The sequence below is a fragment of the Bradyrhizobium sp. 170 genome, assembly GCF_023101085.1.
In the GTDB taxonomy this organism is placed as follows: Bacteria; Pseudomonadota; Alphaproteobacteria; order Rhizobiales; family Xanthobacteraceae; genus Bradyrhizobium.
The window spans coordinates 7188933-7215212 of sequence record NZ_CP064703.1 but is presented as its reverse complement, the minus strand read 5'-3'; the positions used below and the strand labels follow the sequence as shown (position 1 = coordinate 7215212).

Below are 26280 nucleotides of genomic sequence, written 5' to 3'. Positions count from 1 at the left end.
TCAGCGCTTCTGCCACGCCCGGACATAGTCGACGTACATGTAGGACGGGCTCGGCGCCTCGTCGATGGGCCATCCGGCGCCAAGCCCGAGGTCGATCAGCATGTACATCGGCTGATGATGTTCGGCAGGCGTCGGCACGCTCCCGACCTCACGACGATCGAAATAGAATCGCGTCCACTCGCCGTCGATCTTTACGCCATAGGTGTGGAAGTCTGCGTAGAGGGAGTTGGGCGGCACCGCGACGAACTTGTGCGTCGTGCGCGACTTTTTCGGCTCCTTGCGATCCCACACGTGAACCGAAGCGGTGTAACGCGCGGGCATATGGCCGTAGTGCTCGACCACGTCAACCTCGGACGTATGAGTAGAGCGATCGAGACCGATCAGCCAGAAGGCGGGCCAGAGGCCCTTGCCCGCTGGAAACCTGGCTCGCATTTCGAAGTACCCGAACTGCTGCGCAAAGCCTTTACCCTGCCGATCGACGGACGCCAGAAGTCCGCCGCGCCACTTCCCATCCGCGCCTTTGGCGGCTTCGATGCGGAGCTGGCCGTTCTGCGTAGTGAATGGAAAGCCCGGCTTCGGATCGGCGAAGGTCGCGCTCCCAAAGTCGCCGTTCCACGGCGTGTGGGCGATCCAGCGCGTTCCCGGTCCCCACGCGGATACGTCCAACGCGTCAAAATCCTCGCTGAAGGTTTGTATGAGATCCGAAAGATTGAGTTCGTCGCCGGTGTCGGCGCGCCCGATCGTCGGAAATCCAGACAGTACAAGAAGGAGCAAAAGAACTCGTGTAACCATGTCAACGCCTCAGACCCTAAAGGGGAAGGCCTCCGACCCGAAAGAACCATATCGATGCATGATGGCGATGTCATGCATCGCAAATATCGGAGGCTCGACAGGTCTAGACCTATTATGCAGTGGGCTGTCGACATGCAAGCCGGAGATCGAAAAGGACGCACTGCATGTCCAGGTTCGTGAAGAACTCGATGCTTGGCGCGCTGGCGGGAGGTGCAATTGCGCTTGCGAGCTTCTTCAGCAGCATTGCCGTGGCTCGTACACTTGGCGTGAACGAGACGGGATCGGTCGCCTATGTCGTCTGGCTTGTTTGGATGGCCGCCCCCTTCGTCGACCTCGGTCTATCGTCCGCTGTTGGACGGTTCCTGCCGTTCCTGCACGGGAGCGGACAGTCCAGCGTGGCGGCACATCTGGACAGAAACCTTTCACGACGGCTCGTGATTGCGGCGCTTATCGCGGTCATCTGTTCCGGCACGATGGTGTGGATGTATGGTCACCGATCCGTTGCAGAGTTCCTGGGCGGCGGTGCGGCGAAGGGCGCATCAATGCCGCTGGTCGTCCTCATGATCCTGCTTGTCGTTGGCCAGACGTTGACCACTTACACCTATGCTCGTTTGAGGGGACGGCAAGAATTTTTAATGGCCGCGCGCATCGCTGGCGTTTCGCTATTGCTCCAGGTCTTCGCCGTGATCGGCGGTTCACTGTTGTTCGGGATCACGGGCGCGTTGGCTGGTTACGCTGCGGGAATGCTGGTTCCTTCGGTGGTTTGCCTGTCAGCGATGTTCGGGCCGGCGTCAATCGATCGCACGCTGAGCCGGCGCGTGACCTCGTTTGCCCTCTACTGCTGGGGCGCCAATGTCACCAGTGCCATTGTCTGGTCGCGGATCGAGCTATTCTTCCTTGAACGCTACTGGGGAATGGATTCTGTCGCGATGTTCGCGGTTGCCCTGGCGCTGACCCAGCTCGCCGTTCAGGGCCCCATGTTGCTGACAAGCGCAGTGCTCGCGTCGCTTGCCGAGAAACGCGGGCGCGACGATCTGGATGGCATGAGAGGGCAGTTCGCTGCCGCGGTCCGACTTCTGGCCGCACTCGTATTTCCGATATGTTTTGGCACCGCTGCCATTGTTCCGGAGCTGCTGCCGGCTCTCTATGGCGACAAGTTCGTCGCCGCCGTGCCGGCGGCAATGGTCCTTGTTTCCGTTGCGGCACTGAGCGTGTTGTCGACAGTCGCCACCAGCCTGGTGCAGGCGTTTGAGCGAAGCGACTTCGTACTCGTAAGCTCCCTCTGTGGTGCCGCATGTGCGTTGGCCGCTGGCTTCCTGCTGATCCCCGAATTCGGCGTGATGGGCGCCGCTTCCGCGCGGGTGGCAATTCAGATCTTGATGATCGGCCTGGGTTGCTGGTTCGTAGTGCAGCGGCTCGGATTCACCATTCCGGTGGTTGCGGTGCTGAAGCTCTGTGCAGCTGCACTCGCCAGCGCTGCGGCGGCATCCGTTTGCATCAGGGTTGTCGGCCATCCTTCAAGCATACCGTTGGCGATTGCCGCAGGGGTGGCGGTCTACGTAGGTGGGCTGCGCGTAGTGAACGCGGTCGAGCCTGGTGATGTAGCTTTCCTGACTAATCTTACGCGATCGCTGCCGCCGGCTCTCGCGGAGATCGCCGCTCGTCTCACAGCTTTCGTTAGCGCAACGAAGCGGAATGAAAGAATGTTGCCGCCATGAGATCAGAAGAGGACCACCGCATGCCGCATAACTCGACGGAGACATGGATTACGGCTTCGATTTGGAGCCGTCGCGTCGCGCCGCCGAGGATCGGCGCATCGCTTGCGGCCCTTTGCGTGCTTCAACTTCTCGCCGCACCGGCTTTCGGCGCTGAATATCTTCTTGGCCCTCAGGACAAACTGCGCCTGAAGGTCGTCGAATGGCGCGCCGGCAAGGCCGAATACTACGAGTGGACGCCGCTTGGCGCGGAATACACCGTAAATCCTGCCGGTCGCGTGTCCTTGCCGATGATCGGCGAAATCGCCGCGGAAGGGCGAACCAGCGACCAGCTCGCTCATGCGATCACGGCAGAACTGTACAAGCGCACCGGCTTTATGGGTGCGCAGGAAGCAGCGGTCGAGATAGTTCAGTATCGTCCGTTCTATGTGCTCGGCGATGTAGAGCGCCCTGGTGAATTCAGCTTTCGTCCTGGCTTGAGCGTCTTGCAGGCAGTCGGCGTAGCCGGCGGCTTGCATCGGCCAAGCGAAGCGGGGATGCGGGAGCAGATCAACGCGGCAGGAAACGTCGAGGCTGCACGTCTGGAACTGTGGCGGACCTACATCCGCCGCGCTCGGCTCGAAGCTGAGCTTGCCGAGCAGAACACAATCACTCTCCCGCCCGAGCTCGCTAACAAGAAGGATATCGGAAGTCTCCTGGCGGAGGAGGCAACGATCCTGATAACCCGGCGCGACGCGCTGCAATCGCAGCTCGCGGCCTTGTCGGAACTGCGATTGCTGTATGAGAAGGAGATTGCCTCGCTGCAGAGCAAGCTGGCGACACAGGAGAAGCAGGTCGCCCTGGCCCAGCGCGAGCTGAATACCGTCGGCGCGCTTGTCGATAAGGGGCTTGCAGTCACGTCGCGGCAGTTCGCGCTGGAGCGCACGACCGCAGATATTCAAAGCGGAATGCTTGATGTGCAAACCGCGTTAGTGCGGGCTCAGCAGGAAGTGCGGAAGGCGGAGCGCGATGCGACTGATCTGGTCAAGGACGGCAAGGCGAAAGCTTCGTCCGAATTGCGTGAAGCCAAGGCCAGCATCGAGCAGCTGATCAATCGGATGAATACGTCTGAAACGCTTGTCGCGGAAACAGCGACGTCGCCGCGGACGGCTCAGAATGAGGGCGGCGGGAAGTCGCTTTCCTACTGGATACAGCGGCGCAAGGACGGCGCGATGGCAACATTCCCGGCTGACGACGGAGCGCTCGTGGAACCTGGCGACGTTGTTCGCGTCGAGGTCAATCGGGCGCCGGGTGCTGCAGCGTCAGTCTCGCGCAAGGGTGTCGCGACAACGGCATTCAACGCGGGGAACTACGCCACCATCGTTTCGCAATCGGGTGAGCAGTAGAGCGAAGCATGCAACCAACCGAGCTTCAGCTGGAGTGGTCGGTCTTGCTCGCGCGCGCGACATGCAGAATCGCATGCAGCCGGGCAAATCCGGGCGAACGAGCCTTCAGCTTTATGAGGGCTATTCGCGCGACGACGGCTCCCACGTATCCGACCTGCAAAAAAAGCAGCGCCAACAGCAACTCGATGGCCAGCACCTTCCAGGAGATATTGGCCAAGCCGAGCAACACTGCGTATCCGGCAATGAGTGCCGCGACGCCGATTGCAAAAGCGCCGAGTCGAAAAACGACGCCGCAGGCAAAGCCTGCGGCCAAGAACAACATGCCCGCGAGCATTCTGAGCTACCTTTGCGGTCGGTCGCGTCGGCGATCCAATCGGAACGCGCCCCGATCTCTGTCGATAAGCTGCGTTCTATCCGACAAATATTAGCGTCAAGATGCATGAACAAATCAATAAGTCGCGCCTAAAAAATGGGCAGGAAGCCACCTTCGAGAGCTCGAGGAGAGTGGGATCCGGCGCAGGAGCAGAACGATTGCCGGTTCCACCGGGAAACGAAGAGGTCGTAATGAAGATCGCAAGGGACTTTGCATGCGACACGTGCGGCTCTGCCTCTATCGCGCCTCCGCCAAGGCTGCGCGATAGCGACGAGGTCAGGTGCCAGCACTGCAAGAAAGTTCTGATGACCTGGAAAGTCTACAGGCTCCTTGGCGTCGACGATGCAGGCGAAATCGCCATCGGCCCTGTTTGTTGGGAAGAATGAAGACCAGTTCTGCTCAGGAGGGGCGGAGCGGGGCTTGTGACCGCCTGTTTTACGGTTGCGGCCAGGACCAGGACGGACAGAAGGTGAATGACGATGCAGGACCTCCGGACGACGCGATTGATGAATGGCAACAGCGTGCTGGTCACCGGTGGAGCCGGCTACATTGGAAGCCACGCGGTCCTGGCCCTGCTGGATGCGGGCGAGCGAGCCGTCGTAATCGACGATCTATCCACGGGTCTGCGGGCCGCCGTTCCGGAAGGCGTGCCATTCTATCGTGCAAGCTGCGGCGACGCTGCGATGGTCGCCAAGATCCTGCAGGACCACTCTGTTGATACGATCGTGCACTTTGCCGGCAGCATATCAGTCGCTGAGTCTGTTCGTGATCCCGGAAAATACTATTTGAACAATACCGTGAACACACATGCGCTGATCTCACAAGCCGAGCGCGCTGGCGTTTCACACTTCATATTTTCGTCGACGGCCGCTGTTTACGGAGAGCCGCGAACGATCCCGATTGAGGAGGAAAACGCGACGCTCCCAATCAACCCATACGGCCGCTCGAAGCTCGCCACCGAATGGATGCTACGAGATGCGGCAGCGTCAACCCCGCTCAGGTATTGTGCGCTGCGCTACTTCAATGTCGCAGGGGCCGATCCGGCGGGGCGTTCGGGGCAGTCCACGCGAGAGGCATTTCATCTCATACACGTCGCGGTGCAGGCGGCGTTGGGTCGGCGGCAGGGCATGGACGTGTTTGGCAGCGATTATCCAACCGCGGATGGATCCTGCATTCGGGACTATGTGCACGTCACCGATCTCGCGCAGGCGCACGTCGATGCGCTGGCGTATCTGCGAGGCGGGGGAGAGTCCCTGACCTGCAATGTAGGGTATGGCCGTGGCTACTCGGTCCTGGATGTGATCGAAGTCGTCAAGCGCGTGTGCCGCGTCGATTTCGACGTGAGGATGCGCGAACGCAGGCCCGGCGATCCGGCTATCCTGGTGGCATCTAACGCAAAGGCGAAGTCCATCCTGCGGTGGAGATCGTGTCACGACCATCTCGAGCAGATCGTGCAGCACGCGCTGAGCTGGGAGCGGCAGCTGAAACTCGGCGTTCCGGCATGATCAGGCTTACTCACGGTGTTGGTTTTAAGACACATTACGAAGGACCGCCGAGGTCGGGACGGAAAAAGGGGGGTACTTGATGCGCGCGTCCTATCTGTTCACCAGCGAGTCGGTTTCCGAGGGTCATCCGGACAAGGTCTGCGACCGTATCTCTGATGAGATCGTCGACCTGTTTTACCGCGAAGGTCCAAAGGCGGGCATCGATCCCTGGGCGATCCGTGCCGCGTGCGAAACGCTCGCCACCACCAACAAGGTGGTGATCGCGGGCGAAACTCGCGGTCCGACGTCCGTCACCAACGAGCAGATAGAAGGCGTGGTGCGCGGCGCCATCAAGGACATTGGTTACGAGCAAGAAGGCTTCCACTGGGAAACCTGCGATATCGAGATCCTGCTGCATCCGCAGTCCGCCGATATTGCGCAGGGCGTCGACGCGCTGCAGCCCGGCAACCAGGAGGAGGGCGCGGGCGACCAGGGCATCATGTTCGGCTATGCCTGCAACGAGACGCCGGACCTGATGCCGGCGCCGATCTTTTACGCCCACAAGATTTTGCGGCTGATCTCGGAAGCCCGCCATTCCGGCCGGGAGAAGGTGCTGGGGCCGGACTCCAAGAGCCAGGTCACCGTGCAGTACGAGAACGGCAAGCCGGTCGGCGTCCGCGAGATCGTGGTCTCGCACCAGCATCTGGTGGAGGACCTGACCTCCAATCAGGTTCGCGACATTGTCGAGCCCTATGTGCGCGAGGCGTTGCCGAAGGAGTGGATCAACGGCAAGACCATCTGGCACATCAATCCGACCGGCAAGTTCTACATCGGCGGTCCCGATGGCGATTCCGGCCTCACCGGCCGCAAGATCATCGTCGACACTTATGGTGGCGCGGCCCCGCATGGCGGCGGTGCGTTCTCGGGCAAGGACCCGACCAAGGTCGACCGTTCCGCCGCCTATGCCGCGCGCTACGTCGCCAAGAACGTCGTCGCGGCCGGCCTTGCCGACCGCTGCACGCTGCAGCTTGCTTATGCCATCGGCGTGGCGCGTCCGCTGTCGATCTATATCGACACGCACGGCACCGGAAAAGTGCCGGAGGACGAGCTCGAGAAGGCCGCTGCGCGGGCGATGGATTTGACGCCGCGCGGTATCCGCAAGCATCTCGACCTCAACAAGCCGATCTACGCGCGTACCGCGGCCTACGGCCATTTCGGCCGTACGTCGGACAATGAAGGCGGCTTCTCCTGGGAGAAGACCGATCTGGTCGAGCCGCTGAAGCGCACCGTCTGACCCGCCGGTTCTGTCGCGTAGATCGGAGTTGCGACATGACACTGCGCCGACAGGAGCCGAGATACGGGCTCAATGATGTTCGTCCGCCAGCAAAAGCGATATGATGGCCAAGGTGGGAGCGAGGGGCGTATCGCCATAGTCGTCCTGCATGACCTGACATTCGCAGCACGCTGGGCCGACAAGATCATCGTGATGAAGAATGGCGCGCTACACGCCGCCGGCTCACCCGACGCCGCAATCACGCCGGAGATGCTGGCCTCGATCTATGGCGTCGAGGCGATGCGACCGCGGCTTCTTGCAGGTCATAGTGGACGACCGAAGCCCTGCGAATTAAAATGTCGACATCCTCCATTTTCCCCACTCGTTTGACGGTCGGTTGGAGTTGGTCCGCCGATTGTAGAAGTCTAGTCCTGGCGACTTCGAGGTACCGTCGAAGTCAACGTTGTATTTTTGGCGCACAGCAGACTTGAAAGGAGGCATTGTGCCCGCATTGGAGTCAAAAGCTGCCTTAGGAGGAATGGCCGCTTCTGGCGCTTAGCGGACATTGATCGACGCGGTGCGCGATGCCGCTTCAGCCGCGTCATCGCGCACCTCCCGCAAGCGCGAGGACCTACGTCTCCTTCTTTGTCGTCGTGCCCTTCTTGGTCTTGGTCTTCTTCGCGGCCTTCTTGGCGGCCGACATATCGGTGTTACCCAGCGCGACCGGCTGGTCTACTGTCGCCTGCGCCTTTGCGTCCACAGAAGACTTGGTATCGTGAGCTATGGCGCTACCGGCAGCAATTACTGCTGATCCAGCGAGGAGCGATGCAACAAGAACCGGAACAGATATATTCTTGAGCATGTGGTGTCCTTTCAGTTTAGGGGCTGGAAACCCGGCCACCTCTGTGGCCGTGAGATCACGTTAGCCCGCGAAACTGAATTCCCCGTGAACAGAAGGCCCGGCTTCCGTTCATGTTCAGCCTCGACGAGTTGGGCTATCTTCCCTTCGCACAATCCGGCGGCTCCTGTTCCATCTCGTCAGCCAGGCTCTACGAGGCGTACCTCCGGACTTCCGGAGTGACGTCCCGTGACTTCCGCTTGTGGCGCGAAGCTGCCGTTCGGGGAAACGACGAGGTCCGAAAAGTGGCAACAACGACGTTAGCAACAGTGTGACCCCCACTATTTCGGGCAAACGTCAGCTTGCAAAAGCGTGGCTTTACTTGCGGATCTCGCGCCACGGACGATCTCTACGAGTCGACCGGGATCGGCTGAGATGTCATTTCCCCGCCAAGCGACATGCTGGTCTGGTCGGACCAATATGAGCTTGTGCGGACACAACTCCGCCGCTTCAGGGCTGGATACATCAAGTACCGTCAACGGGACGCAGGCAGCCGCTGCGGCATTTGTCAGACCGGATACGTCTATGTCCGGGTCCAGTCGCAGCAGCGTGTAATATGGTCCTATCGCGTCATAAAGCGAACGTCGATCTGCGAGCCAGATGTGGGGCAGGCGGGCACCCGGAACTGTCGATGGCGTGAACTCTCCCATCGTATAAGAGGGCGCATCTTCACCATCATACGCGATGATCGGTGAACCTTGATAGAAATAGCCGAAGTTCAATCCCGCGCAGCAATACTGCTGCACATTGAGGTCATAAGTCGTCTTGCCGACTGCGGCGCGATAGGCGTCGGCCTCCGGCCCGTCGGCCTCGATTTCGTCTCTTACGGATTTTCGCGTCTCGGTCATTGCGTGCGCATGGTCCATCGCGAAGCGCGAAACCTGATCGGTGATCGGAAGGCGCTCGGCTGCATAGGCTGCCAATATTCCCTCCGCGCCCCAGCCTTCGAGCCGGGCCGCCAGTAGCCACGCCAGGTTGGCGGCGTCGGCGATGCCGGCATTCATACCGTAGCCGGCATAGGGCACCCATAGATGACAGGCATCGCCGCAGATGAAGACTTTGTCGTCGCGCACCTTGTCGACGATCAGGCGGCGCCCGACCCAGTCTTCCTTGCTGAGCAATTCGTATATTCGAAATCCTGGTCGACGCCGAGCACGGTGCGGATCGCGGCGTCGCGGTCGACCGCCTCAAAGTCCGTGATTTCAGGCTTGAGATAGACATGGACCAGCCAGTTCTGTTTGCCGTCGATAGCGTAGACGTTGCCGGGTTGCCGCGCATTCAATGCGAAAGATGCCCATGCCGGAGTGCTACCTTGTTCCAGCAGCATTCCGAGCAACTTCGGCGCGCGAATGTAACTCGACTGCACATGCTGCAATGCGACGTCGCCGCTCAGCGTCGCGCCGATTTTCTTGCGCACCAGCGAGCGGCCGCCGTCGCAGCCGATCAGGAATTTGCAGGAGATCTCGATCTCCTTGCCATTCGCGGTGGCGAAGGCACTGACTCGTTCGGTGTTCTGCGTAAAATCGACCAGTGATGTGCCGTTGAAAATGCGTGCGCTCGGCATCGCCGACAGATGGGCGAACAACACCGGTTCGAGATAGATCTGGTTGATCCGGTGGGGCGGCTCCGGCGTCGGCCACCAGGTATCCGGGCCGTCCTTGGCCGTGTAGCGCTCGGCGCGGCACGGAATTTTGATACGCGTGATTTCGCGGCCGAGAAACGCGGTGCGATAGACAACGTCGTTGGGATAATCCGCTGGCAATCCGGCGTCACGCACCTCTTGCGCGACGCCGAGCCGGCGGAAGATTTCCATCGAGCGCGCCGAGACGTGGTTCGACTTGACGCTGGGCGGATCGCCCGGCGCGCGGGATTCCAGCACGATGACGTGGACGCCCCGCCAGGCCAGATCCATTGCTAAAGTCAGCCCGACCGGACCTGCGCCAACCACCACGACATCAGCATGCAGCTGCTCGGCCATTTCCCCGTCTCCGCGCACAACGTTTTACTGGGCCATCTTGATGTTGCCGGCGCGGGCTACCGCTCTCCAGCGTTCTAGGTCCGTCGCGATGATGCGAGAAAACTCCTCCGACGAGTTGCCGACGGACTCGATGTTGAGCAATTTTAGGCGGGAGATAACGTCCGGCAACCGCGCGATGCGGACGAATTCAGCCTCCAGCTTCCTGACAATGTCGGGTGGCGTCGCCGCGGGCACGAATATGCCGCTCCACAACACCGCTTCGACGTCAGCGCCCGCTTCCTTCATGGTTGGCACATCGGGCAAGCCGTCCATCCGCTTCGGTGCGGCAACTGCCAGCGCGCGGGCCAGACCGCCGTTGACCTGACTGGTCACCGGTCCAGAATCGGCGATCGTCGCGGTCACCTCGCCGGAGATCACCGCGGTGACGGAATCGTTGGCGCCCTTGTAGGGAATCATCTGCATCGGCGCGCCGGTCTTCTGCTTGAAAAGCTCGGTCGCGAGTTGGAAGGCGGCGGAGGAACTCGAATAATTCGCCTTGTCCGGATTCGCTTTGGCGTAGGCGACGAGATCGGCCAACGACTTGAACGGCGACGCCGCGTTAACGATTAGGATCAGTGGAAACGAGCCAAGCTCGGACACCGGGGCGAAATCCCGCATCGTATCGTAACTCAGCTTCTCATAGACTGCCGGGTTGATCACCATGGCGCCGCTGGCACCGACCAGCAGCGTATAGCCATCGGGTGCAGATCGCGCGACGTATTCGGTGGCAAGGATCGCACCCGCGCCGGGCTTGTTTTCAATGATGACCGACTGGCCGAGACTTTCCGACAGTTTTTGTCCGACGATGCGGGCGATGATGTCGTTGCCGCCGCCCGCCGTGAAGCCGACGACGATGCGAATCGGGCGGGTCGGGTATTTCACCTCGTCGGCAGCATGCACGAAGGCGGAATAGCTCAAACAGATGGCGGCCAGCGCCAGGCGGCAAAAGGCTTTCATGATTTCGATCCCTCCCAGGGCAGAATGCATGGAAATGACGACAACTTGGTGCACGGCGAACAAGCCTGGATTGCCCGCTAGAGCGGCGTGATCTGGACATGCAGGACGGCAGCGATTCCACCGTCGATAGCCGCGAGGCAGCGGTCGACCGCAGCGGCGAGTTCATCGGGCTCGCTGACGAATTCACCATGCGCGCCGAAGGCACGGCCGATATCGGAGAAGCGTCGTTGCTCGCCCTGCCGGCCCGAGCGCAGTTGCGATTGAAACGAATTGGTCTCGGCGGCAACGCCCTTCGGATAGACCCGCTGTACCGACGATTTAACTGCCTGCCAGCCACCATTGTCGAGCACCACCGTCAGAATCGGAATGTGATATTGCTGAGCGACCGCGAATACCGAGTCTGGCGACGAGAAGTGAAACGCGCCGTCGCCGATGATCTGCACGATGCGCCGTTCCAGCTGCGCCAGCTTCAGCCCTAACGCCATGCCCCCGCTAAAGCCGAGCCCTCCGCCGGCGAGGCCGACATAGCTGTGTGGCTGCGTGCGACGGATCTGCTCCTGCACCAGCGGCGCATTGCGGATCGCTTCGTTGACGACGATATCGTCCTGCGACAACACACGGTTCAAGGTTGCGAACAGATAGGCCGCGCTGAGCGCGCCGGGCAGGCCCTTGTTCGCGGCCGCGGTTGCGCGGCGCGTCGCCGCTGCATCGCGGGTACCGCTCCAGCTGGCGATGCGGTCGGCGACGCGCTTGCGATAGAGGTCATCCGCGCGTGCCTCGACCACCTCGAGCACTTGCCGCAGAACAGTCGCGCAATCGGCTTGAATCCTGATGTCGGTCGGGAATCCCCACATCGGGAAATCAGATTTCAACGGATCGATGTCGATCTGGATCCAGTCGATGGCTTCGACGCGCTTGGCGTATTGCGGCACAAAAGGCACGTCGGTATCGAGCAGCAGCCCGACGTCGGCCTGTTCCAGCAGAGGCAGCGGATCGAAGCCGGCAAAGCACGCCGAGTCCTGCGAGACGTTGAGATCGATCGAGTTGAATTCCGCGATCCGGATGCCGCAGGCAAGCGCGAGACGCTCCAGCGCCGAGACGGCGTCCGCATTGCGCCCGAGATAGGCTGTCAGCGCGATCGGATTGTCCGCCGCCATTAATCGGGTGGCGATGGCCTCGACGCGGGTAGGGTCGATACCACCGACCGCGACCTCGCCATAGCGCGCGGGGACATAGGTCGGCATCTGTGCCTCGTCCCATTCCTCGGCCAGCGTCTCGCGCGGCAGCATCATGTAGACCGGCCCCGGCGGATCGCTGTGCATGAAGGCGCCGGCGCGGGCCAGCGCTTCCTTCACGACGATGCCGGACGGCAGCGAATATTCCCACTTGACGTAGGGCCGCACGATGCTGGCGATGTCGAAGGGATCCTGCACGAAGTGCACATAGGTGTCGCGCGATCCGGTCAATTCGCCATGCAGCGTGTAGGGCGCGCGCCCGGCGAACAACATCACCGGCACCCGATAACGAAACAGGTTCTGAATTGCCATGCAGGCATTGGCAGTTCCGGCATCGACATGCACGAACACCGCCTGTCCCTTGCCGGTCGCCAGTGCGTAGCCGCCAGCCATGTGAACGGCAACGATCTCGTGCGGGCAGAGGATGATCTCGGGATGCTTGCGGCCTTCGCGGTCCCAGCGCGCGATCTCCTCGATCAGCGAGACATGATCGGTGCCCAGATTGGCGAAGATATATTTAACGCCGAGGTCGACGAGTCCTTCGAGGAAATAATGCGCGGCACTATGACGGCTCATACCCTTGATTCCCTGTGTTTCCTTGCCGGCTTTTGGCTTTGTTCTTATTTGACGACGGAGCGTATGCTGTCAGGGGTAGCCGCCGATCATGCGACGGATAATGCCGGCGGCGTCCGTCACATCACCATCCGACGTCCAGGCGATGAATTGATCGGGCCGAACCAGGATCAGCGTCGTCTTGTAGAATTCCCTGCTTTCCGCGCTGTGATCCTTGATCAGCTTGAGCGGTACGCCGCTGGCCTCGGCGGCGCGCCTGATTTCAGCGATCGCGACGTCCGGCGCGCCGAAATCGAGCAGCGTAAAGCCGGCGCACAGTTCCTCGAAGACATTGCGGCCCGACGCAAGCTGGCGCGGCGCCAGATGATGTCCGGCTCGGGCTGCGAATTCATGCGACCCGATCGCGCTGCAGGTGGCGCCGGGCGGACCCGCGACGATAGACGAGCCCTCGTAATTCGGCTCGAACGAATTAACCTCGGAACGCGCACCGGACGAGCGCGCCAGCCATTCGGCTTCAAACGCATCCTTGTCGATCGCGGGGTCGAATTTAGCCAGGAAATCCTTGTCGCTGTGGATCGCCTTCTCGATGAAGTCCCGCGCGGTCGACACGAACACCGGCCGCCGTTCCTCACCGTAGGAATCCAGCAGATCCACTCCGGCCCAGCCTTGCAGCGCTGCGGCAAGCTTCCAACCGAGATTGACGGCGTCTTCGAGGCCGGTGTTGATGCCGTAGCCGCCATAGGGCGGATGGCCGTGCGCGGCGTCGCCGGCGATGAAGACGCGCCCGATGCGATATTGATCGGCGATTGCGACGCGCAGATCCCAAAAGCCGGTGTGCTCGAATTCGACGTCAAATTCCTCACCGACCGCCGAATACAGATAGCGGCGGAAATCGAAATTGTCCTTGGTGGTGCCGAGCGGCACCGGCGCATGGAAGAACCAGGTGGTGCCGAGATCGACACGGCCGAAGAACTGCCAGTAGCCCTTCAGGTCGGGATGCAGCACATTGTAGAATGACTTGTTGGGGAAGCGCTCGAGCAGTCTGTGCAGGCCGGTCGAGCGGAACACCAGCAGCACCATCAGCCGGTCGTGGTCGGACAGGGTCTGGGTGATGCCGGCGGCATCACGCACCAAAGAGCGACTGCCGTCACAGCCGACCACATAGTCCGCCCGCAACGTGCGACGACGATCGCCGTTGCGCTCGGCTATCGTCACCTGCACGCCATCCGCGTCCTGCCCGATGCCGGCGGCGCTCCAGCCGTAGAGTGTCTCGACGCTTTGCAACTGGCTCAAACGATGCCGCAGCACCGCTTCGGTGGCATATTGCGGCAGCCGTTCGTTGTCGGTGAAGTAATAGGGCCGCACCAACTCACGCTGCAGCCAATCATATTTGTAGCCGCTCAGCAGCGTGCCGTAGGAGGTCATGCCGCCGATGCCGTAATCGCGCGGAATCGTCCGCGCGGCACGAAGCTCCGGCTCCGCACCCCAGAAGTAAAAGTGCTCCAGCGTGCGCTGGGTCAGGTTCTGACCCTTCGGAATCTGCTGCGGACTGCTGTAGCGCTCGATCAGAATGCACCTGACGCCGCGCTGGCCGAGTTCGATCGCGAGACCAAGACCAACCGGCCCGCCTCCGACAATGACGACTTGCGTTGGGAGGGCGGTGGGCTTGTTCATCCTGGCTTCTTGCGATTGGCGTGAATTATCCGCCTCGCCGAGCGCGCGGGCGCCGCAAAATGAGAGTAGGACCGCCGCCAAGTCAAGAATAATCTTATAATGTAAGATTATGACTTAGTTTCTTGCTTTTGCTGAGGCCTGATCGGCCGAGATCTGCAGCGCCACGCGCCGAACTTCGGCGCCGATCTGATCGATCAGGGCGCCGGTCACCAGGCTGCCGGCGATGGTGACGCAAACGCTGGCGATCGGATAACGGCGGTCGTCGAAGATCGGTGCGGCGATGCCGACCGCGCCGGGCGTGACCTCGCCATAGGCGACGGAAAATCCGGCCTTGCGAACCTTCTTCAGGCTTTTCAAGACATCCTCGGCGGTATCGCCGAGGCCGACCGAGCGCAGGTCGGCGAGGTTACGCTCGACCAGCGGCAACAGTCGCGGCCGCGGCAGAAACGCCATGATCGAGCGCGCGATCGCGCCGCGCCCCAGCGGCATCGGTCGTCCGCGCGGATAGGAACTGATCGGGTTTTTGGCGGAGGATTCGGAGACCACGCAGAGAATCTTGTTGCCGTACCAGCGTAAAACCATGGCGGTGCAGGAATAAGCCGTAGTCAGCTCTTTCAGATAGGGCACGCCGTGCAGCACCAGCGCGTCGGAGCGGCGCGTCAGGTAATCCATCTCGACGACCTTGGGTCCTAGCGTGACGCCGGAGTTGCGGCTCGACATCAGGAAGCCGGCATCTTTCAGGATCTTCAGATAGCGGTACAGCGTCGGCCGGCTATAGCCGAGCTCGCGCATCAAATCCTCAGGCATCCATTCCAGCCGTTCCTCGGAAAACACCTCGAGAACCGCCAGCACCCGTTCCAGACTGTTCGTTGGCTTCATGCCTCAGGACGCATGGTCTGATATCGCTCCGATTTCGGCCCGCGGCCCGCCTTAGCGCCGGTTTACGGCAGATACTTCCCCCCGTCCGGCAGAATCAAACCTTGAATCAGTGCGCGAGACCAGCGTACATTACATCATAATCTCATATTAAGAGATTTTGTTAGTTGTGATCCGTCGACGAACACCCATGGCAGTGAGAGAATTTATGCCCGGAAGTCGCACGCTTTCGCGCCGCACGGTGCTGGGGATTCTGGCCATGGCCCTTTCTCCAATGATGCCAAGCCTGGCTCTGGGGCAGTCGCAGCAAACAATCCGGCTCAACGTTCCGTTCTCGGCGGGCACAGGGCCCGATCTCCTCGCGCGTATCCTCGGTGAGGAATTGCGGCAGCGCTGGAACCAGCCGGTGATCGTCGAGAACAAGCCTGGTGCGAGTGGCAACATCGGTACCCAGGCAGCGGCGCGCGCTGCTCCCGATGGCCAGACGCTGCTGGTGACCGTCAATACGTTTGTGATGAATGCGAGCCTTTATCGCTCGATCCCCTACGATCCGGAGACGAGCTTCGTGCCGATCGCGGAGATCGCGACCGGAGTTCTTGCGCTTGTTGTTCATCCTTCGCTCAACGTCAGCACTTTCTCGGAGCTGATCGCGCTGGCTCGCAGCAAGCCGGGCGACATCAACTACGCGTCCCCCGGTCGGGGAACACCACAACATCTCGCCATGGAGCTCCTGAAGCTGACCGCGCAGATCAACCTGACACACGTTCCTTATGCGGGTTCAGCCGGCGCCGTGAAAGACGTCGCGGGCGGACACGTCTCAGTGATGTTTTTACCAATCCATACCGCGCTTCCTCTCGCAGAGACGGGACAAATTCGCATCCTCGCCGTCGGGAGCCAGGCTCGGGCGCAGCAGGCGCAAGTCCCGACGCTGGCCGAACTTGGCGTAACCGATTTCGACGTCGATTTGTGGTATGCCGTTCTTGCTCCGGCCGGTACACCGAAGGAAATCGTTGACCGCTACAATGCGGTCTTTAACGAGATCCTGGCGCAGCCGAGCGTTCGCGCCGTTCTCGATAGGCAAGGCTTGATTGCCCGGGGCGGCCCGTCTGAACGTTTGGCAGAGCTGATCGCCAGGGATCGCCTGCGCTGGGCAAAAGTAGTCAAGGATGCCGGCATCACTTCAGAATAGCTTGAACGAGACGCGCCGGGGCTTTTCTCGCGAACCGAATGCCCACGTCGGCTTTGAGTCAAAAGCTGGCTCAGGAGGAACGGCTGCTCTTGGCGCAAGGCACCCATAAAAAGGGCAGCAAGCTGTGAAAAATGCCAGAAAACCCAAAATCATCGTAGCCGGCGGCGGCATAGGCGGGTTGACGGCGGCGCTTTCCCTCATCAAGCGTGGCTTCGAGGTCGAGATATACGAGCAGGCGCCGGTCCTTCAGGAGATCGGGGCCGGTGTGCAGATCAGCGCCAACGGCATGCTTGTCTTTCACGAACTCGGCCTCGCTACCCGCGTCATAGAAGAGGCCGCGCATCCGGAGCGGCGTGAGATTCGGATGTGGAATACCGGCCAGGCCTGGACCGCTTTCGATCTCGGGACCGTGTCGGTGCAGACCTATGGTCACCCCTACGTCACGATGTTCCGGCCGGACCTGCTGGGTATCCTGTCGGATGCGGTGACGAGGGCTGCACCGGGCGCGCTTCGTCTGGGACATAAGGTTGTCGGATGCGAGACCATAGGAGGGCGCGCAATCCTTCAGTTCGACGATGGCAGCACCGCCGAAGCCGACGCGCTGATCGGCGCCGACGGAATCCACTCCGTGATCCGTGCAGGTCTGCATGGCTCGGACAACGCCGAATTCACGGGCCTCGTCGCATGGCGCGGCGTCATCTCGATGGCGGACCTGCCGCCCCGCCTAGCACGTTCGGTCTCGTCGAATTGGGTCGGGCCCGGCCGTCACATCGTGCAGTATCCCTTACGGCGCGGAACGCTGATGAACTTCGTGGGCGTGGTCGAACGCGAGGACTGGCACGAAGAGTCCTGGACAACGCCGGGTTCGCATGCGGACATGCTCGCCGACTTCGCCGGATGGCATGAAGATGTACAGACGCTCATCGCAGCCATTCCTCAACCGTACCTCTGGGCATTGAAACTGCGCCATCCTCTTTCGTCATGGTCGGTGGGTCGCGTCACGCTGCTCGGCGACGCCTGCCATCCGACGCTGCCATTCCTTGCGCAAGGCGCCGTCATGGCGATCGAGGACGGCTACATCTTGTCCCGAGCGCTCGAGGCGCACGGCATGGACGTCGCCGCGGCATTCCGCGCCTATGAATCGGCGAGGTACGAACGCACGTCCCGCGTCGTCAACGGATCGGCCGACAACACGAAACGCTTTCACAACCCGTTACTGGGAGATCCGGCGACGGCGCAGGCCTATGTGGAGCGCGAGTGGGCGGAAGACCGTCTGCGGGAGCGATACGACTGGATGTACAGATACGACGCTACCGCCGTCGCCGTGTGACGGCGTCGAGGAAATCGGTCCGAACAAAATGCGAAGACAACTCGCGAGCGGACAACCTGGGAGGATGCTGAAAAGATCAGCAGTAGCTCGGTTCTAGCTACCGTCGTTCTGCGCCCCTTGGCGTGGGCCCCTTCAAACTGGCATGCCCGCTCTTGCCGACGACGCCGTTTGACGATGGTGTGTAAACCTGCGATCAGGCGTCGCTAATGAGTTGCCTTTGCGCTCCCCGCCAAACCCCGCGGGGGCATTGGGGCCGCCATCCGGGTAGACGATTGAGGGGGCTGGGAATGCCAAGAACGTCGCGAATGAATTGAAGCTTTTGCCGGGCTTTCTCATCCGCCGCGCCCATCAGATTTCGGCTGCGATCCTCAATGAGGAGCTTGGAAGCCTCGGCATCACCCCGAGTCAGTTCGCAGTTCTGATGGTTATCGAGCAACGCCCGACAGCGATCAGATAAGTGTTGCCAACATCGCCAAACTCGACCGGTCGACAATGACCCTCGTGATGACGAAGCTCGAACGCGGCGGGCTCGTCGTTCGCAGGCAGGACAAAGTCGATCGTCGGCGCAAGACCCTGTCGATCATCCCAAGAGGACGCAAACTCCTCATCACGGCGAAGGCGAATAGCAGGAGAGCAAGGCGACGCCAACTTGAGCCGTTCCACCAGCGACCGGCTGCTTCTGGCGCAAAGCGGTCATTCCTTGGATGCCGCGACGGGATATTTTGATACCGCGTTTCGTTTTTCGGCAACGGACTTGCTCGTGAGCTAGAGCTGCTGCCCATCGCGCAAGGTATGCAGAGTTATCTCCGGCGGGCAGTTTAAGCGGACCGGCAGAAGGCTCGTGCCAGCGCCCACCGAGGTATATCCGACCATGGCGCCATGGCGCCACGGTCCAGCGCCCATGAATCTAGGTAATGCTGCCTCCAGCTTGATCGGAATTCCACCGGGTAGGCAAAGCTGGCCTCCGTGGGTGTGTCCGCATAACATGAGATCGAATCTGGCGCTCATCGCTCGATCGTAAACTTCCGGCGTGTGCGCCAACAAAATCGAAAAGGCATCTGAAGGAATTTGCGACGCGGCTTTCTCAATGTCGTCTGCCCGATAGAAATGCGGATCGTCAACGCCGGCCAGGAAAATACGTTGTCCGTCACGAACAATTGGTTCGCACTCGTTGAACAGCATGCAGATTCCCATGGCTTCCATTGAAGGGGCCATACGGATGCTGTCGTGGTTACCAAGCACCCCATAAACTGGCCCCTTCAATTTGGCCTGCAGTTCATCGATGATTTCTAGACTTTTTTCGAATGGACCATATGTCTTGCCGCGATAGTCGCCGGTTAAGACGCAAATGTCGTATTGAAGGCCGCCGACCACGCTAACCAGATGCCGCATCGCGCCTACACTTATGTCGGCATGCAGATCGCTGATGTGCAGGATAGTGAAATTGTCAAATGCCGAGGGAAGATTGGCGAAAGCCACGCTATGTTGTTTGACAACGACGTGGTCAGCGTTTCGACGCGCACGGCCATAAAGTCCAGTCAGCTTCAGCGCAGTTCTGACAATCCACGGCGCTGCGTACCAGTTTTCAAGATTAAAGAAGATCAGTCCCTGTCCAAACAGCTGGGCCTCATGCTCGACTTCGATTTTCAGTCGCCGCTCAACATGTTCTGAGCCAATTCGCTCGATCAGGTCTTGCAGAGTAGGATCCAAATTCTAGTCTCTCGAGTTGGAGGCCGTTCCAAACAAAAGCAGGAATAACATGATAGGTCCATTGTAGTCGGCCCCGGCCGGCGCGCCATTTCAGGCCATGGCTTAGATTGAGGCAGGCTAGTTGGAAGTGGTCGGTTAGCCGGCAAGCTTTTCCGATGTCCGCTTTACCGACGATTGTGTTGAAAAACTCGAAAATCGCGGGGCTCCGAAAATCTCGCAAATGTAGCGCATTGGCGATTTCAGCCGCTGCAAGGCGCTGTAGAATCGATACGAGGGCCAGCGATCGTTTTTGCGGTAATTCATGTGGTTCCCTTAACTTGCAGCAAGGGGAACGCACCAGCGGTCCTGAGAATTTTCGGTCATCAGCGAAAAAGGACTTTTCAACACAATCCCGACAGTAGCAGACCCAGCAGAGCGCTGGTTCGACGTCCGATGTTGATAAGTCCGCAGGATGTTGCCAGCCGAGTGCACCACACGGTGCGGTCTTTCGGGGTGAGCATTGCCAAATCATCTTATAAGTCAATACCTTATAATGAGAGTTGGCAAGGAGGCGCGCCGTGCTGTTTCTGTCCAGCCCGATAGGGAGTGGCAGTGCCGTTTAGCGTCACCCAATGTGTCCGCAAGCAAAATGCCTGTGGTAACTTGATGATGATAATCGGGCATTCGCAGGCTGGAAAATGGCGATAGCCCACTGCTTGCCAGTTCGCTCCAACTGGAGTGACGAAACATGGATCCATCGGTCACTGATTTCATCGCGAGGGAAGCGCGCTTTGGCGCCCAGAACTACGAACCGCTCGGCGTCGTTCTGTCGCGGGGCGAGGGCGTCTTTGTTTGGGATACGCAGGGCCATCGCTACCTCGATTGCCTCTCCGCCTATTCCGCGGTGAATCAGGGCCACTGCCATCCGAAGATCTTGGCCGCGATGGTGGAGCAGGCGGGCCGGCTGACGCTGACGTCGCGCGCCTTTCACAACGACCAGCTGGCCCTCTTTTACGAAGAGATCGCGGCGCTGACCGGCTCCCACAAGGTGCTGCCGATGAACAGCGGTGCCGAAGCGGTGGAGAGTGCGATCAAGTCGGTGCGCAAATGGGGCTATGAGGTGAAGGGAGTGCCGGACGGGCAGGCCGAAATCATCGTCTGCGCCGATAATTTTCACGGCCGCACCCTTGGCATCATCGGCTTCAGCACCGACCCGGCGGCACGTGACCATTTCGGACCGTTCGCGGCGGGCTTCAAGATCATCGCCTTCGGCGATGCCGCGGCGCTGAAGAAGGCAATCACGCCCAACACGGTCGCCTTTTTGGTCGAACCGATCCAGGGAGAAGCTGGCGTCGTCATCCCGCCGTCAGGTTACTTTACAGAAGTGCGCGAACTCTGCGCCGCGCACGACGTGATGCTGATTCTGGACGAGATCCAGACCGGGCTCGGCCGCACCGGCAAGCTGCTCGCGGAACAGCACGAGGGCATCGAGGCGGATGTCACGCTGCTCGGCAAGGCGTTGTCCGGCGGCTTTTACCCAGTGTCGGCCGTGCTTTCGAACAACGCGGTGCTCGGCACCCTGAAACCTGGTCAACACGGTTCGACCTTCGGCGGCAATCCGCTGGCCTGTGCGGTGGCTCGGGCCGCGCTGCGCGTGCTGGTCGAGGAAGGGATGATCGAGAACGCAGCCGCCCAGGGCACCCGCTTTCTCGATGGCCTGAGCGGCATCCGCAGCAACACGATCCGGGAAGTGCGCGGACGCGGGCTGATGCTGGCCGTCGAGCTTCATCCGGAAGCAGGCGGTGCACGTCGCTACTGTCAGGCCCTGCAGACCCGAGGCATCCTCGCCAAGGACACACACGGGCACACGATTCGCATCGCCCCGCCGCTTGTTATCTCCAGCGATCAGGTCGACTGGGCGCTGCAACAGATCGCCGCCACACTGAGGCAGGATTTCTCGTGACTACCGGTTGGCGCCGCCGACTGCCGTCGTTCTGTTAGTCCCAATACGATCTTCGCAGATGCGATGCTCACGTCGGCGAAATGGTCGGCAGTAGCGTTGAACGCCGAAGCTTATTTCGATTGCGGTAAAGTCTGCTCCGGGTCATTCGCGTCGTTGTGGGGACGTCCGGTGTTGGCGCAAACCGGAAGTCGATCGAAAGCTTGCGGTCGCCTGAAGGTCATTCGCGTCGATTTTGCAGTCGGCCGGCTACTTCCGATCTACCTCCAACTTCAGACTTGTCGCCCCACCTGCGCTAACCGAGGCGATTGGGCACACGAGTGGACTAGCTCTAATCTAGCTGCCGTGGGCGCGAATGCTCAGGCAAGCAGCATTTCACTGGTGGCGTCCGATCCTCCGGAACAGTGTAAGAGCCCAGCAGGCTGCCTCCCGAGGATCAGACCCCGGATAGGACCGCGATTGCACGATTGAGTTGAGGATCACTACGATCCATGGAGTCCGGGTCAGCTTGGACTTCGATCGTGGGTGCGACGCCAACGCCTTCCAGCCGCTCCCCGTCGACATGCACGTCCTCGACCGCGAGCAACAGCAAGCCGCCGCCAATGAGGAATGCCGTCGCAGCGAGGACAGCTCCCTCGGTACGGGTACCGATGACCTCGCCAAGCCGGTATTTTTTGAAGCCATAGGCAAGGATCTCCTTGCCGCTGCGGGTGCCACCGTTGACAAGCATGGCGACAGGCTTGCGCCACTTCACGTTCCGGAGTTCGCTGGCGCCATTGCGATCAGTGACTTGCATCGTCGGCGCTCGCGTGTTGAACAAATCAAGATACTCGGGAATCGCGCCGCCCCAACCATCGCGCAGGTCCCAGATCAGCGCGTCGGCTTCGTTCAGCGGACTTTGCGATAGAAGATGCTCGAGCGTCCGCTGATACACGGAGCCAGCGTAGCACCAGACATGAACATAGCCGATGCTTCGGCCGTTGGCGCGCATTATGCGGGCGCTGGCCCTCAAGCCGTCCAAGAACATTTTGTTGGGTTCGATGTCGATTGGGGTAGCCGATATTTGCATAAACGCGCCGGCACGACGCAGGCTCAGCACTACTTCCTTGCCAATTTTGTCGCGGAACGACTGTACCGGCTGAAACGGTGCACCGTCGGCAAAGACGATCACATCGCCAGCGAGCAGGCCGGCTTGTTGGGCCGGCGTGCGCTCTATAACACCGGTAATCACGCTGTGGCCCTGCATGTCGGGACGCGAGAGGATGCCAATGCCGGGATAGGAGATACGGCCACCCGGAAAAGCGCGTTCCAGTCCGCGTCGCCTTAGCGCACCGGCAAAGATATCGGAAAGCTGGTAGTACTCTGGTTCGTACCGTGTGTAGTAGCGCGTGTGCGAAGCATGCAGCTCGGAGAGCATGCTATTAGTGACGCTGGCAAGCGCCTCTTCGGAACTCGCCCGTGTGGCGTCTGGCAAGTAACGTTCCCGAACAGCCGACCAATCGAGCCCCTGTAGGTGCGGATCGTAGAATCGGTCTCGGACGGTCCGCCATACCTCCTCGAACGTGGCGATGCCCGCGGACACGCGGGATGTCGCCGAATCCGCTGGTTCCAGCTGCTCGGCCCACGCTGGAGCCAGGGCTGATGCCGCAGCCATTGATGTTAGCCGCAAAAAGTGGCGGCGCGACGGTGCTGAGTTGATTGCCTGCTTCATCGTGCAACACTTGGAGCTCGTCGCTTCACATCAGGTTGGAACGTGATGATGAACAAGCTCTCTTCTAACTTTCATGGTGTTTGCCTGGTCAGGGTGTATAGCCTGCCGTTTCGAGGCTCCATCCGATCGCTCGGACGGATAGTCAAATAGCATAAAGGGATCGCCAGAAAGATTGGAAGAGGTGCGAGCGTTTGTAGCGCATTTTTGAAATACCTTTGGCCATCTCGTCATGGCAGTTCGCGCCCTTTTGCGCAGCCCCCATGGCATCCTCTCGCCTTTGCGCGAGAGCATGCCTATGTTGCGGGGTACCTGCAGCGGCCCCAGAGTGACAATGGGAGGTATGCTCATGGACATGCCTAGCAAGGAATTTGCGCTGGCGGGCAGCCTTGAGGAGTTGAAGATCAAGGGGCAGCTCGTCGTGCACGGTGGCCATCGTCCGATTCTTGTCATCTACGACCGCGGGCGCGTCTTCGCCCTCGACAATCGGTGCCCGCACATGGGCTTCCCGCTCGAGCGCGGCAGCGTCGAGGACGGCATCTTGACCTGTCACTGGCACCACGCTCGCTTCGATCTCGAAAGCGGCTGCACCTTCGACCTCTGGGCGGACGACGTACCGATCTGCCCGGTCGAGGTGCGCAATGGTAACGTCTGGGTGAAGACCACGTTCACTCATGCCGATCCCGCCGCGCACTGGCATCAGCGGCTTGCGAACGGCCTCGCCCACGATCTCGGCCTCGTCATTGCCAAGGCCGTGCATGGTCAGCTCGCGGCCGGCGTACCGCAGGCCGAAATCGTACGGGAGGTGGCGCTGTTCGGGGCGCAAAACCGCGACGGCTGGGGCGTGGGTCTTACGATCCTTACGGCACTCGCCAATATCCTGCCTGTGCTGCCGGAGGAGGAAGCCTTTCTCGCTCTATTCCACGGCGCACGCCGCGTGGCGGCGGACTGCGACGGCGAGGCACCGCGGCGGGAACGCGCGCCGCTTGGCAGCCGGCCGGATCCGGCCGCGCTCAAACGCTGGCTGCGGCGTTGGACAAACGTGCGCCATCGCGAGGCGGCCGAGCGCACCCTGCTCACGGCGATTGCGGCCGGCTTCTCCCCGGCTGAACTCGCTGATGCCCTGTTCGCCGCCGAGACCGAGCGGGCTTTCGCCGACACCGGGCACTCGCTCGACTTCATCAACAAGGCGTTCGAGTGCCTCGACCTGGTCGGTTGGCAACACGCGGCGGCTCTGCTGCCGACTGTCGTCGGTCAGATGGTAGCGGCCCGTGGCGCCGAGGAATCGACGGCCTGGCGCCAGCCCGTTGACCTTGTTGCGTTGTGTGAGGAATCAACCAGCGAACTCGCGAACCTGTTCGGTGCCGGACGCGGCTCGCGTGACTGGTCGGGCCACGCCGCACTTGCTCAAGAGCTGCTTGGTGACGATCCGGCCAGGATCGTTGACGCACTCAAGGAGGCGATCCGCGCCGGTGCGGCTCCTGCTGACCTTGGCCAATCCCTCGCGTACGCGGCAGCGCTCAGGGTGGCGCGCTTCGGCAATGCCAACGAGCACGCCGACTGGGCGACGGCGCATCACGTCTTCACCTACGCCAACGCAGTCCACCAGATGCTGAGGCGCATCGGGACTGCCAACATCGACACTCACGTCACGGCCGTCCGCGGCGTATTGCACGGAGCGATGGCGCTCTACCTTGCTCGCTATCTCAATGTGCCGCCGGCGCGCATCCCGGGCGACGGCGGCGAGCGGCTCGATGATCTGCCCGCGGATCCAGAGACGATCGGCGCCGCCTTGCTCGACGCCTTCGACCGGCAGAGACAGGTCGATCTCGCCGCACGTCTGGTGGCACGGCATCTCACGCTCGGCCATTCGCCGCAGGCGCTGATCGCCACGCTCGCGCATGCGGTGCTGCGCGAAGATGCAGGCTTCCATGCGTATCAGATGCTGGAGGCGGGAGTCCGGCAATTCGGCGCGTGGGGCGACACGGACGAGGGCCGGCACATCCTCATCGCGGTTGCCCGCTACCTGGCGGCCCATTCACCGACCGAACGCGCGTCGCTGCAGACAGCCGACATCGCCCGCCGCTTGATGCGGGGTGGCGAGCTACATCAAGAGGTTGGATCGTCCTGACGTCACGCGCTGAGGACGCACTAAGGGCGATCTGATACAAAACCTGCGCCGGCGAACCGCCTCCGGCAGTTCGCCTTCGAATTCCGGCGTTCGCAGTCGATCGGCGCCGTCACGTTCAAAGGCGACCAGCCGCGCCTGATCGAGAACTAGGCCCGCCGCAGGCGCCGTCACTGGGGGCCCATTTTCGACGCTCCGGCCCGAGCCGCCGGCGTCAGGACCCTGCTGGCGTCGCGGCGCTGCCTCTCGTCGCGTTCGATGCGTGGCAGTGTCAGCTGCAGGTGGTGGTGCACCCTGTCGGCTTCGGTTTCATCCAACCACTACAGCTTGTAGCCGATCTTGCGCAGTAGGTCTTTCCGCCACGCAATGTCGACGTCGGTTTCGACACCCAGCGGCGAGGCGCCATCGACTACGCCGAGCACGCCGCGGCCCAGCTCCGTTTGTGCGACGATCACCTGCGTCGGGTTGGCCGTCGCGCAATAGATGCGGCAGACCTCCGGCACTGCGCGCACCGCAGCCAGCACGTTGACGGGAAAGAACCCGTCGCCCAGGAAGATCAGGAAAGTGTGGCCGGCGCCGATGGCCAATGCGTTGTTGCGTGCGAGGGTGAGTGAGGCTTCGTCATTACCCGACCAGCGCACCAGCCGCTTACCGGAGGCCTCGCAGAAGGCCAGCCCGAAGCGGATGCGCGGAACCGCGCCCACCAGCGCCTCGTGGAGGTCTTCCACGGTCTTGATGAAATGCGACTGGCCGAAGATGAAGTTGGCGTCGTCCGGCTTGACGATGGGCACCACGGTGAGTTCCATGGCTTCGCTCCTGCAGGGTGAGCTACTAATCGATGGTAAGCCGCCGGAAGGTGATTGCAAGCCGCCACAGGCGGCCGATTTCGCTGCCACCCACGCTTCGGCTTCCTCGCGGGTCTCGAACACCTGGACCACTTCGCCGGCAAGAAACCCACCGGGTAGTCGGCATCGGTTCCTGTCATTCCCGATATTGCGTAGGCACCGTTGGTCCACGCGACTGA

21 protein-coding genes are annotated in these 26280 nt (G+C 61.2%); 9 read left to right on the top strand and 12 right to left on the bottom strand.

Going from position 1 to position 26280, the window contains the following annotated elements:
* Positions 1-792: a glycoside hydrolase family 16 protein gene (locus IVB05_RS33620; RefSeq protein WP_247780289.1), complete on the bottom strand. Its 792-nt coding sequence runs from the start codon at positions 790-792 to the stop codon at positions 1-3.
* A gap of 164 nt (positions 793-956) precedes the next feature.
* Between IVB05_RS33620 and IVB05_RS33615 the strand changes: the two genes are divergently transcribed.
* Positions 957-2510 carry a polysaccharide biosynthesis C-terminal domain-containing protein gene (locus tag IVB05_RS33615; RefSeq protein ID WP_247780288.1) on the top strand — a complete coding sequence of 518 codons (1554 nt, stop codon included), beginning with the start codon at positions 957-959 and terminating at the stop codon, positions 2508-2510.
* Between the two features lie 20 nt (positions 2511-2530).
* Positions 2531-3892 (top strand): polysaccharide biosynthesis/export family protein, encoded by a 1362-nt coding sequence (locus IVB05_RS33610; protein WP_247780287.1) that lies wholly within the window; start codon positions 2531-2533, stop codon positions 3890-3892.
* Positions 3893-3917: 25 nt separating this feature from the next.
* On the opposite strand, the gene IVB05_RS33605 is transcribed toward IVB05_RS33610, so the two are convergent.
* The gene (locus IVB05_RS33605; RefSeq protein ID WP_247780286.1) at positions 3918-4226 is read right to left on the bottom strand and encodes a hypothetical protein; all 309 of its coding nucleotides are present in this window, start codon (positions 4224-4226) and stop codon (positions 3918-3920) included.
* Positions 4227-4771: 545 nt separating this feature from the next.
* Between IVB05_RS33605 and galE the strand changes: the two genes are divergently transcribed.
* The 3 genes from galE to IVB05_RS33590 all read left to right on the top strand — a co-directional run bounded on the left by galE (position 4772) and on the right by IVB05_RS33590 (position 7412).
* The gene (gene galE / locus IVB05_RS33600; RefSeq protein WP_247780285.1) at positions 4772-5770 is read left to right on the top strand and encodes a UDP-glucose 4-epimerase GalE; all 999 of its coding nucleotides are present in this window, start codon (positions 4772-4774) and stop codon (positions 5768-5770) included.
* Positions 5771-5849: 79 nt separating this feature from the next.
* Positions 5850-7043 carry a methionine adenosyltransferase gene (metK, locus tag IVB05_RS33595; protein WP_247780284.1) on the top strand — a complete coding sequence of 398 codons (1194 nt, stop codon included), beginning with the start codon at positions 5850-5852 and terminating at the stop codon, positions 7041-7043.
* A gap of 72 nt (positions 7044-7115) precedes the next feature.
* Positions 7116-7412: an ABC transporter ATP-binding protein gene (locus tag IVB05_RS33590; RefSeq protein ID WP_247780283.1), complete on the top strand. Its 297-nt coding sequence runs from the start codon at positions 7116-7118 to the stop codon at positions 7410-7412.
* Between the two features lie 241 nt (positions 7413-7653).
* Here IVB05_RS33590 and IVB05_RS33585 read toward each other — a convergent pair whose 3' ends face one another.
* The 7 genes from IVB05_RS33585 to IVB05_RS33560 form a co-directional block, all read right to left on the bottom strand.
* Positions 7654-7884, bottom strand: a complete 231-nt coding sequence (locus IVB05_RS33585) for a hypothetical protein (RefSeq protein ID WP_247780282.1) — start codon at positions 7882-7884, stop codon at positions 7654-7656.
* 317 nt (positions 7885-8201) lie between these two features.
* Entirely contained in the window at positions 8202-9041 is an 840-nt protein-coding gene (locus IVB05_RS43835) for an FAD-dependent monooxygenase (protein ID WP_346771800.1), read from the bottom strand.
* Positions 9005-9898 carry an FAD-dependent oxidoreductase gene (locus IVB05_RS43830; protein WP_346771799.1) on the bottom strand — a complete coding sequence of 298 codons (894 nt, stop codon included), beginning with the start codon at positions 9896-9898 and terminating at the stop codon, positions 9005-9007. The genes IVB05_RS43835 and IVB05_RS43830 overlap by 37 nt, the downstream gene beginning before the upstream one ends.
* Before the next feature lie 24 nt (positions 9899-9922).
* Positions 9923-10894: a tripartite tricarboxylate transporter substrate binding protein gene (locus tag IVB05_RS33575; RefSeq protein WP_247780281.1), complete on the bottom strand. Its 972-nt coding sequence runs from the start codon at positions 10892-10894 to the stop codon at positions 9923-9925.
* A 77-nt stretch (positions 10895-10971) separates the two neighbouring features.
* Positions 10972-12705 (bottom strand): thiamine pyrophosphate-requiring protein, encoded by a 1734-nt coding sequence (locus IVB05_RS33570; protein WP_247780280.1) that lies wholly within the window; start codon positions 12703-12705, stop codon positions 10972-10974.
* 69 nt (positions 12706-12774) lie between these two features.
* Positions 12775-14376 (bottom strand): FAD-dependent monooxygenase, encoded by a 1602-nt coding sequence (locus tag IVB05_RS33565; protein ID WP_247780279.1) that lies wholly within the window; start codon positions 14374-14376, stop codon positions 12775-12777.
* Between the two features lie 114 nt (positions 14377-14490).
* Positions 14491-15255, bottom strand: a complete 765-nt coding sequence (locus IVB05_RS33560) for an IclR family transcriptional regulator (protein ID WP_247780278.1) — start codon at positions 15253-15255, stop codon at positions 14491-14493.
* Positions 15256-15460: 205 nt separating this feature from the next.
* Here IVB05_RS33560 and IVB05_RS33555 point away from each other — a divergent pair, with 205 nt between their 5' ends.
* Complete coding sequence (locus tag IVB05_RS33555; protein WP_247780277.1) at positions 15461-16441, top strand: tripartite tricarboxylate transporter substrate binding protein; 981 nt, start codon at positions 15461-15463, stop codon at positions 16439-16441.
* A gap of 124 nt (positions 16442-16565) precedes the next feature.
* Positions 16566-17771, top strand: coding sequence for an FAD-dependent monooxygenase (locus IVB05_RS33550; protein WP_247780276.1), 1206 nt, complete (start codon positions 16566-16568; stop codon positions 17769-17771).
* A 765-nt stretch (positions 17772-18536) separates the two neighbouring features.
* On the opposite strand, the gene IVB05_RS33545 is transcribed toward IVB05_RS33550, so the two are convergent.
* A complete protein-coding gene (locus IVB05_RS33545; RefSeq protein ID WP_247780275.1) occupies positions 18537-19481 on the bottom strand; it encodes a metallophosphoesterase in 945 nt (314 codons plus the stop codon).
* 727 nt (positions 19482-20208) lie between these two features.
* On the opposite strand from IVB05_RS33545, the gene rocD reads away from it, so the two are divergent.
* Positions 20209-21423 (top strand): ornithine--oxo-acid transaminase, encoded by a 1215-nt coding sequence (gene rocD / locus IVB05_RS33540; protein ID WP_247780274.1) that lies wholly within the window; start codon positions 20209-20211, stop codon positions 21421-21423.
* A gap of 433 nt (positions 21424-21856) precedes the next feature.
* Here the strand turns inward: rocD and IVB05_RS33535 are convergent, their stop codons facing one another.
* The gene (locus tag IVB05_RS33535) at positions 21857-23131 is read right to left on the bottom strand and encodes a S41 family peptidase (RefSeq protein ID WP_247780273.1); all 1275 of its coding nucleotides are present in this window, start codon (positions 23129-23131) and stop codon (positions 21857-21859) included.
* A gap of 346 nt (positions 23132-23477) precedes the next feature.
* Between IVB05_RS33535 and IVB05_RS33530 the strand changes: the two genes are divergently transcribed.
* Positions 23478-25259, top strand: a complete 1782-nt coding sequence (locus IVB05_RS33530) for a Rieske (2Fe-2S) protein (RefSeq protein WP_247780272.1) — start codon at positions 23478-23480, stop codon at positions 25257-25259.
* A 317-nt stretch (positions 25260-25576) separates the two neighbouring features.
* Here IVB05_RS33530 and IVB05_RS33525 read toward each other — a convergent pair whose 3' ends face one another.
* Positions 25577-26062 carry an adenosine-specific kinase gene (locus IVB05_RS33525; protein WP_247780271.1) on the bottom strand — a complete coding sequence of 162 codons (486 nt, stop codon included), beginning with the start codon at positions 26060-26062 and terminating at the stop codon, positions 25577-25579.
* Positions 26063-26280 lie beyond the last annotated feature (218 nt).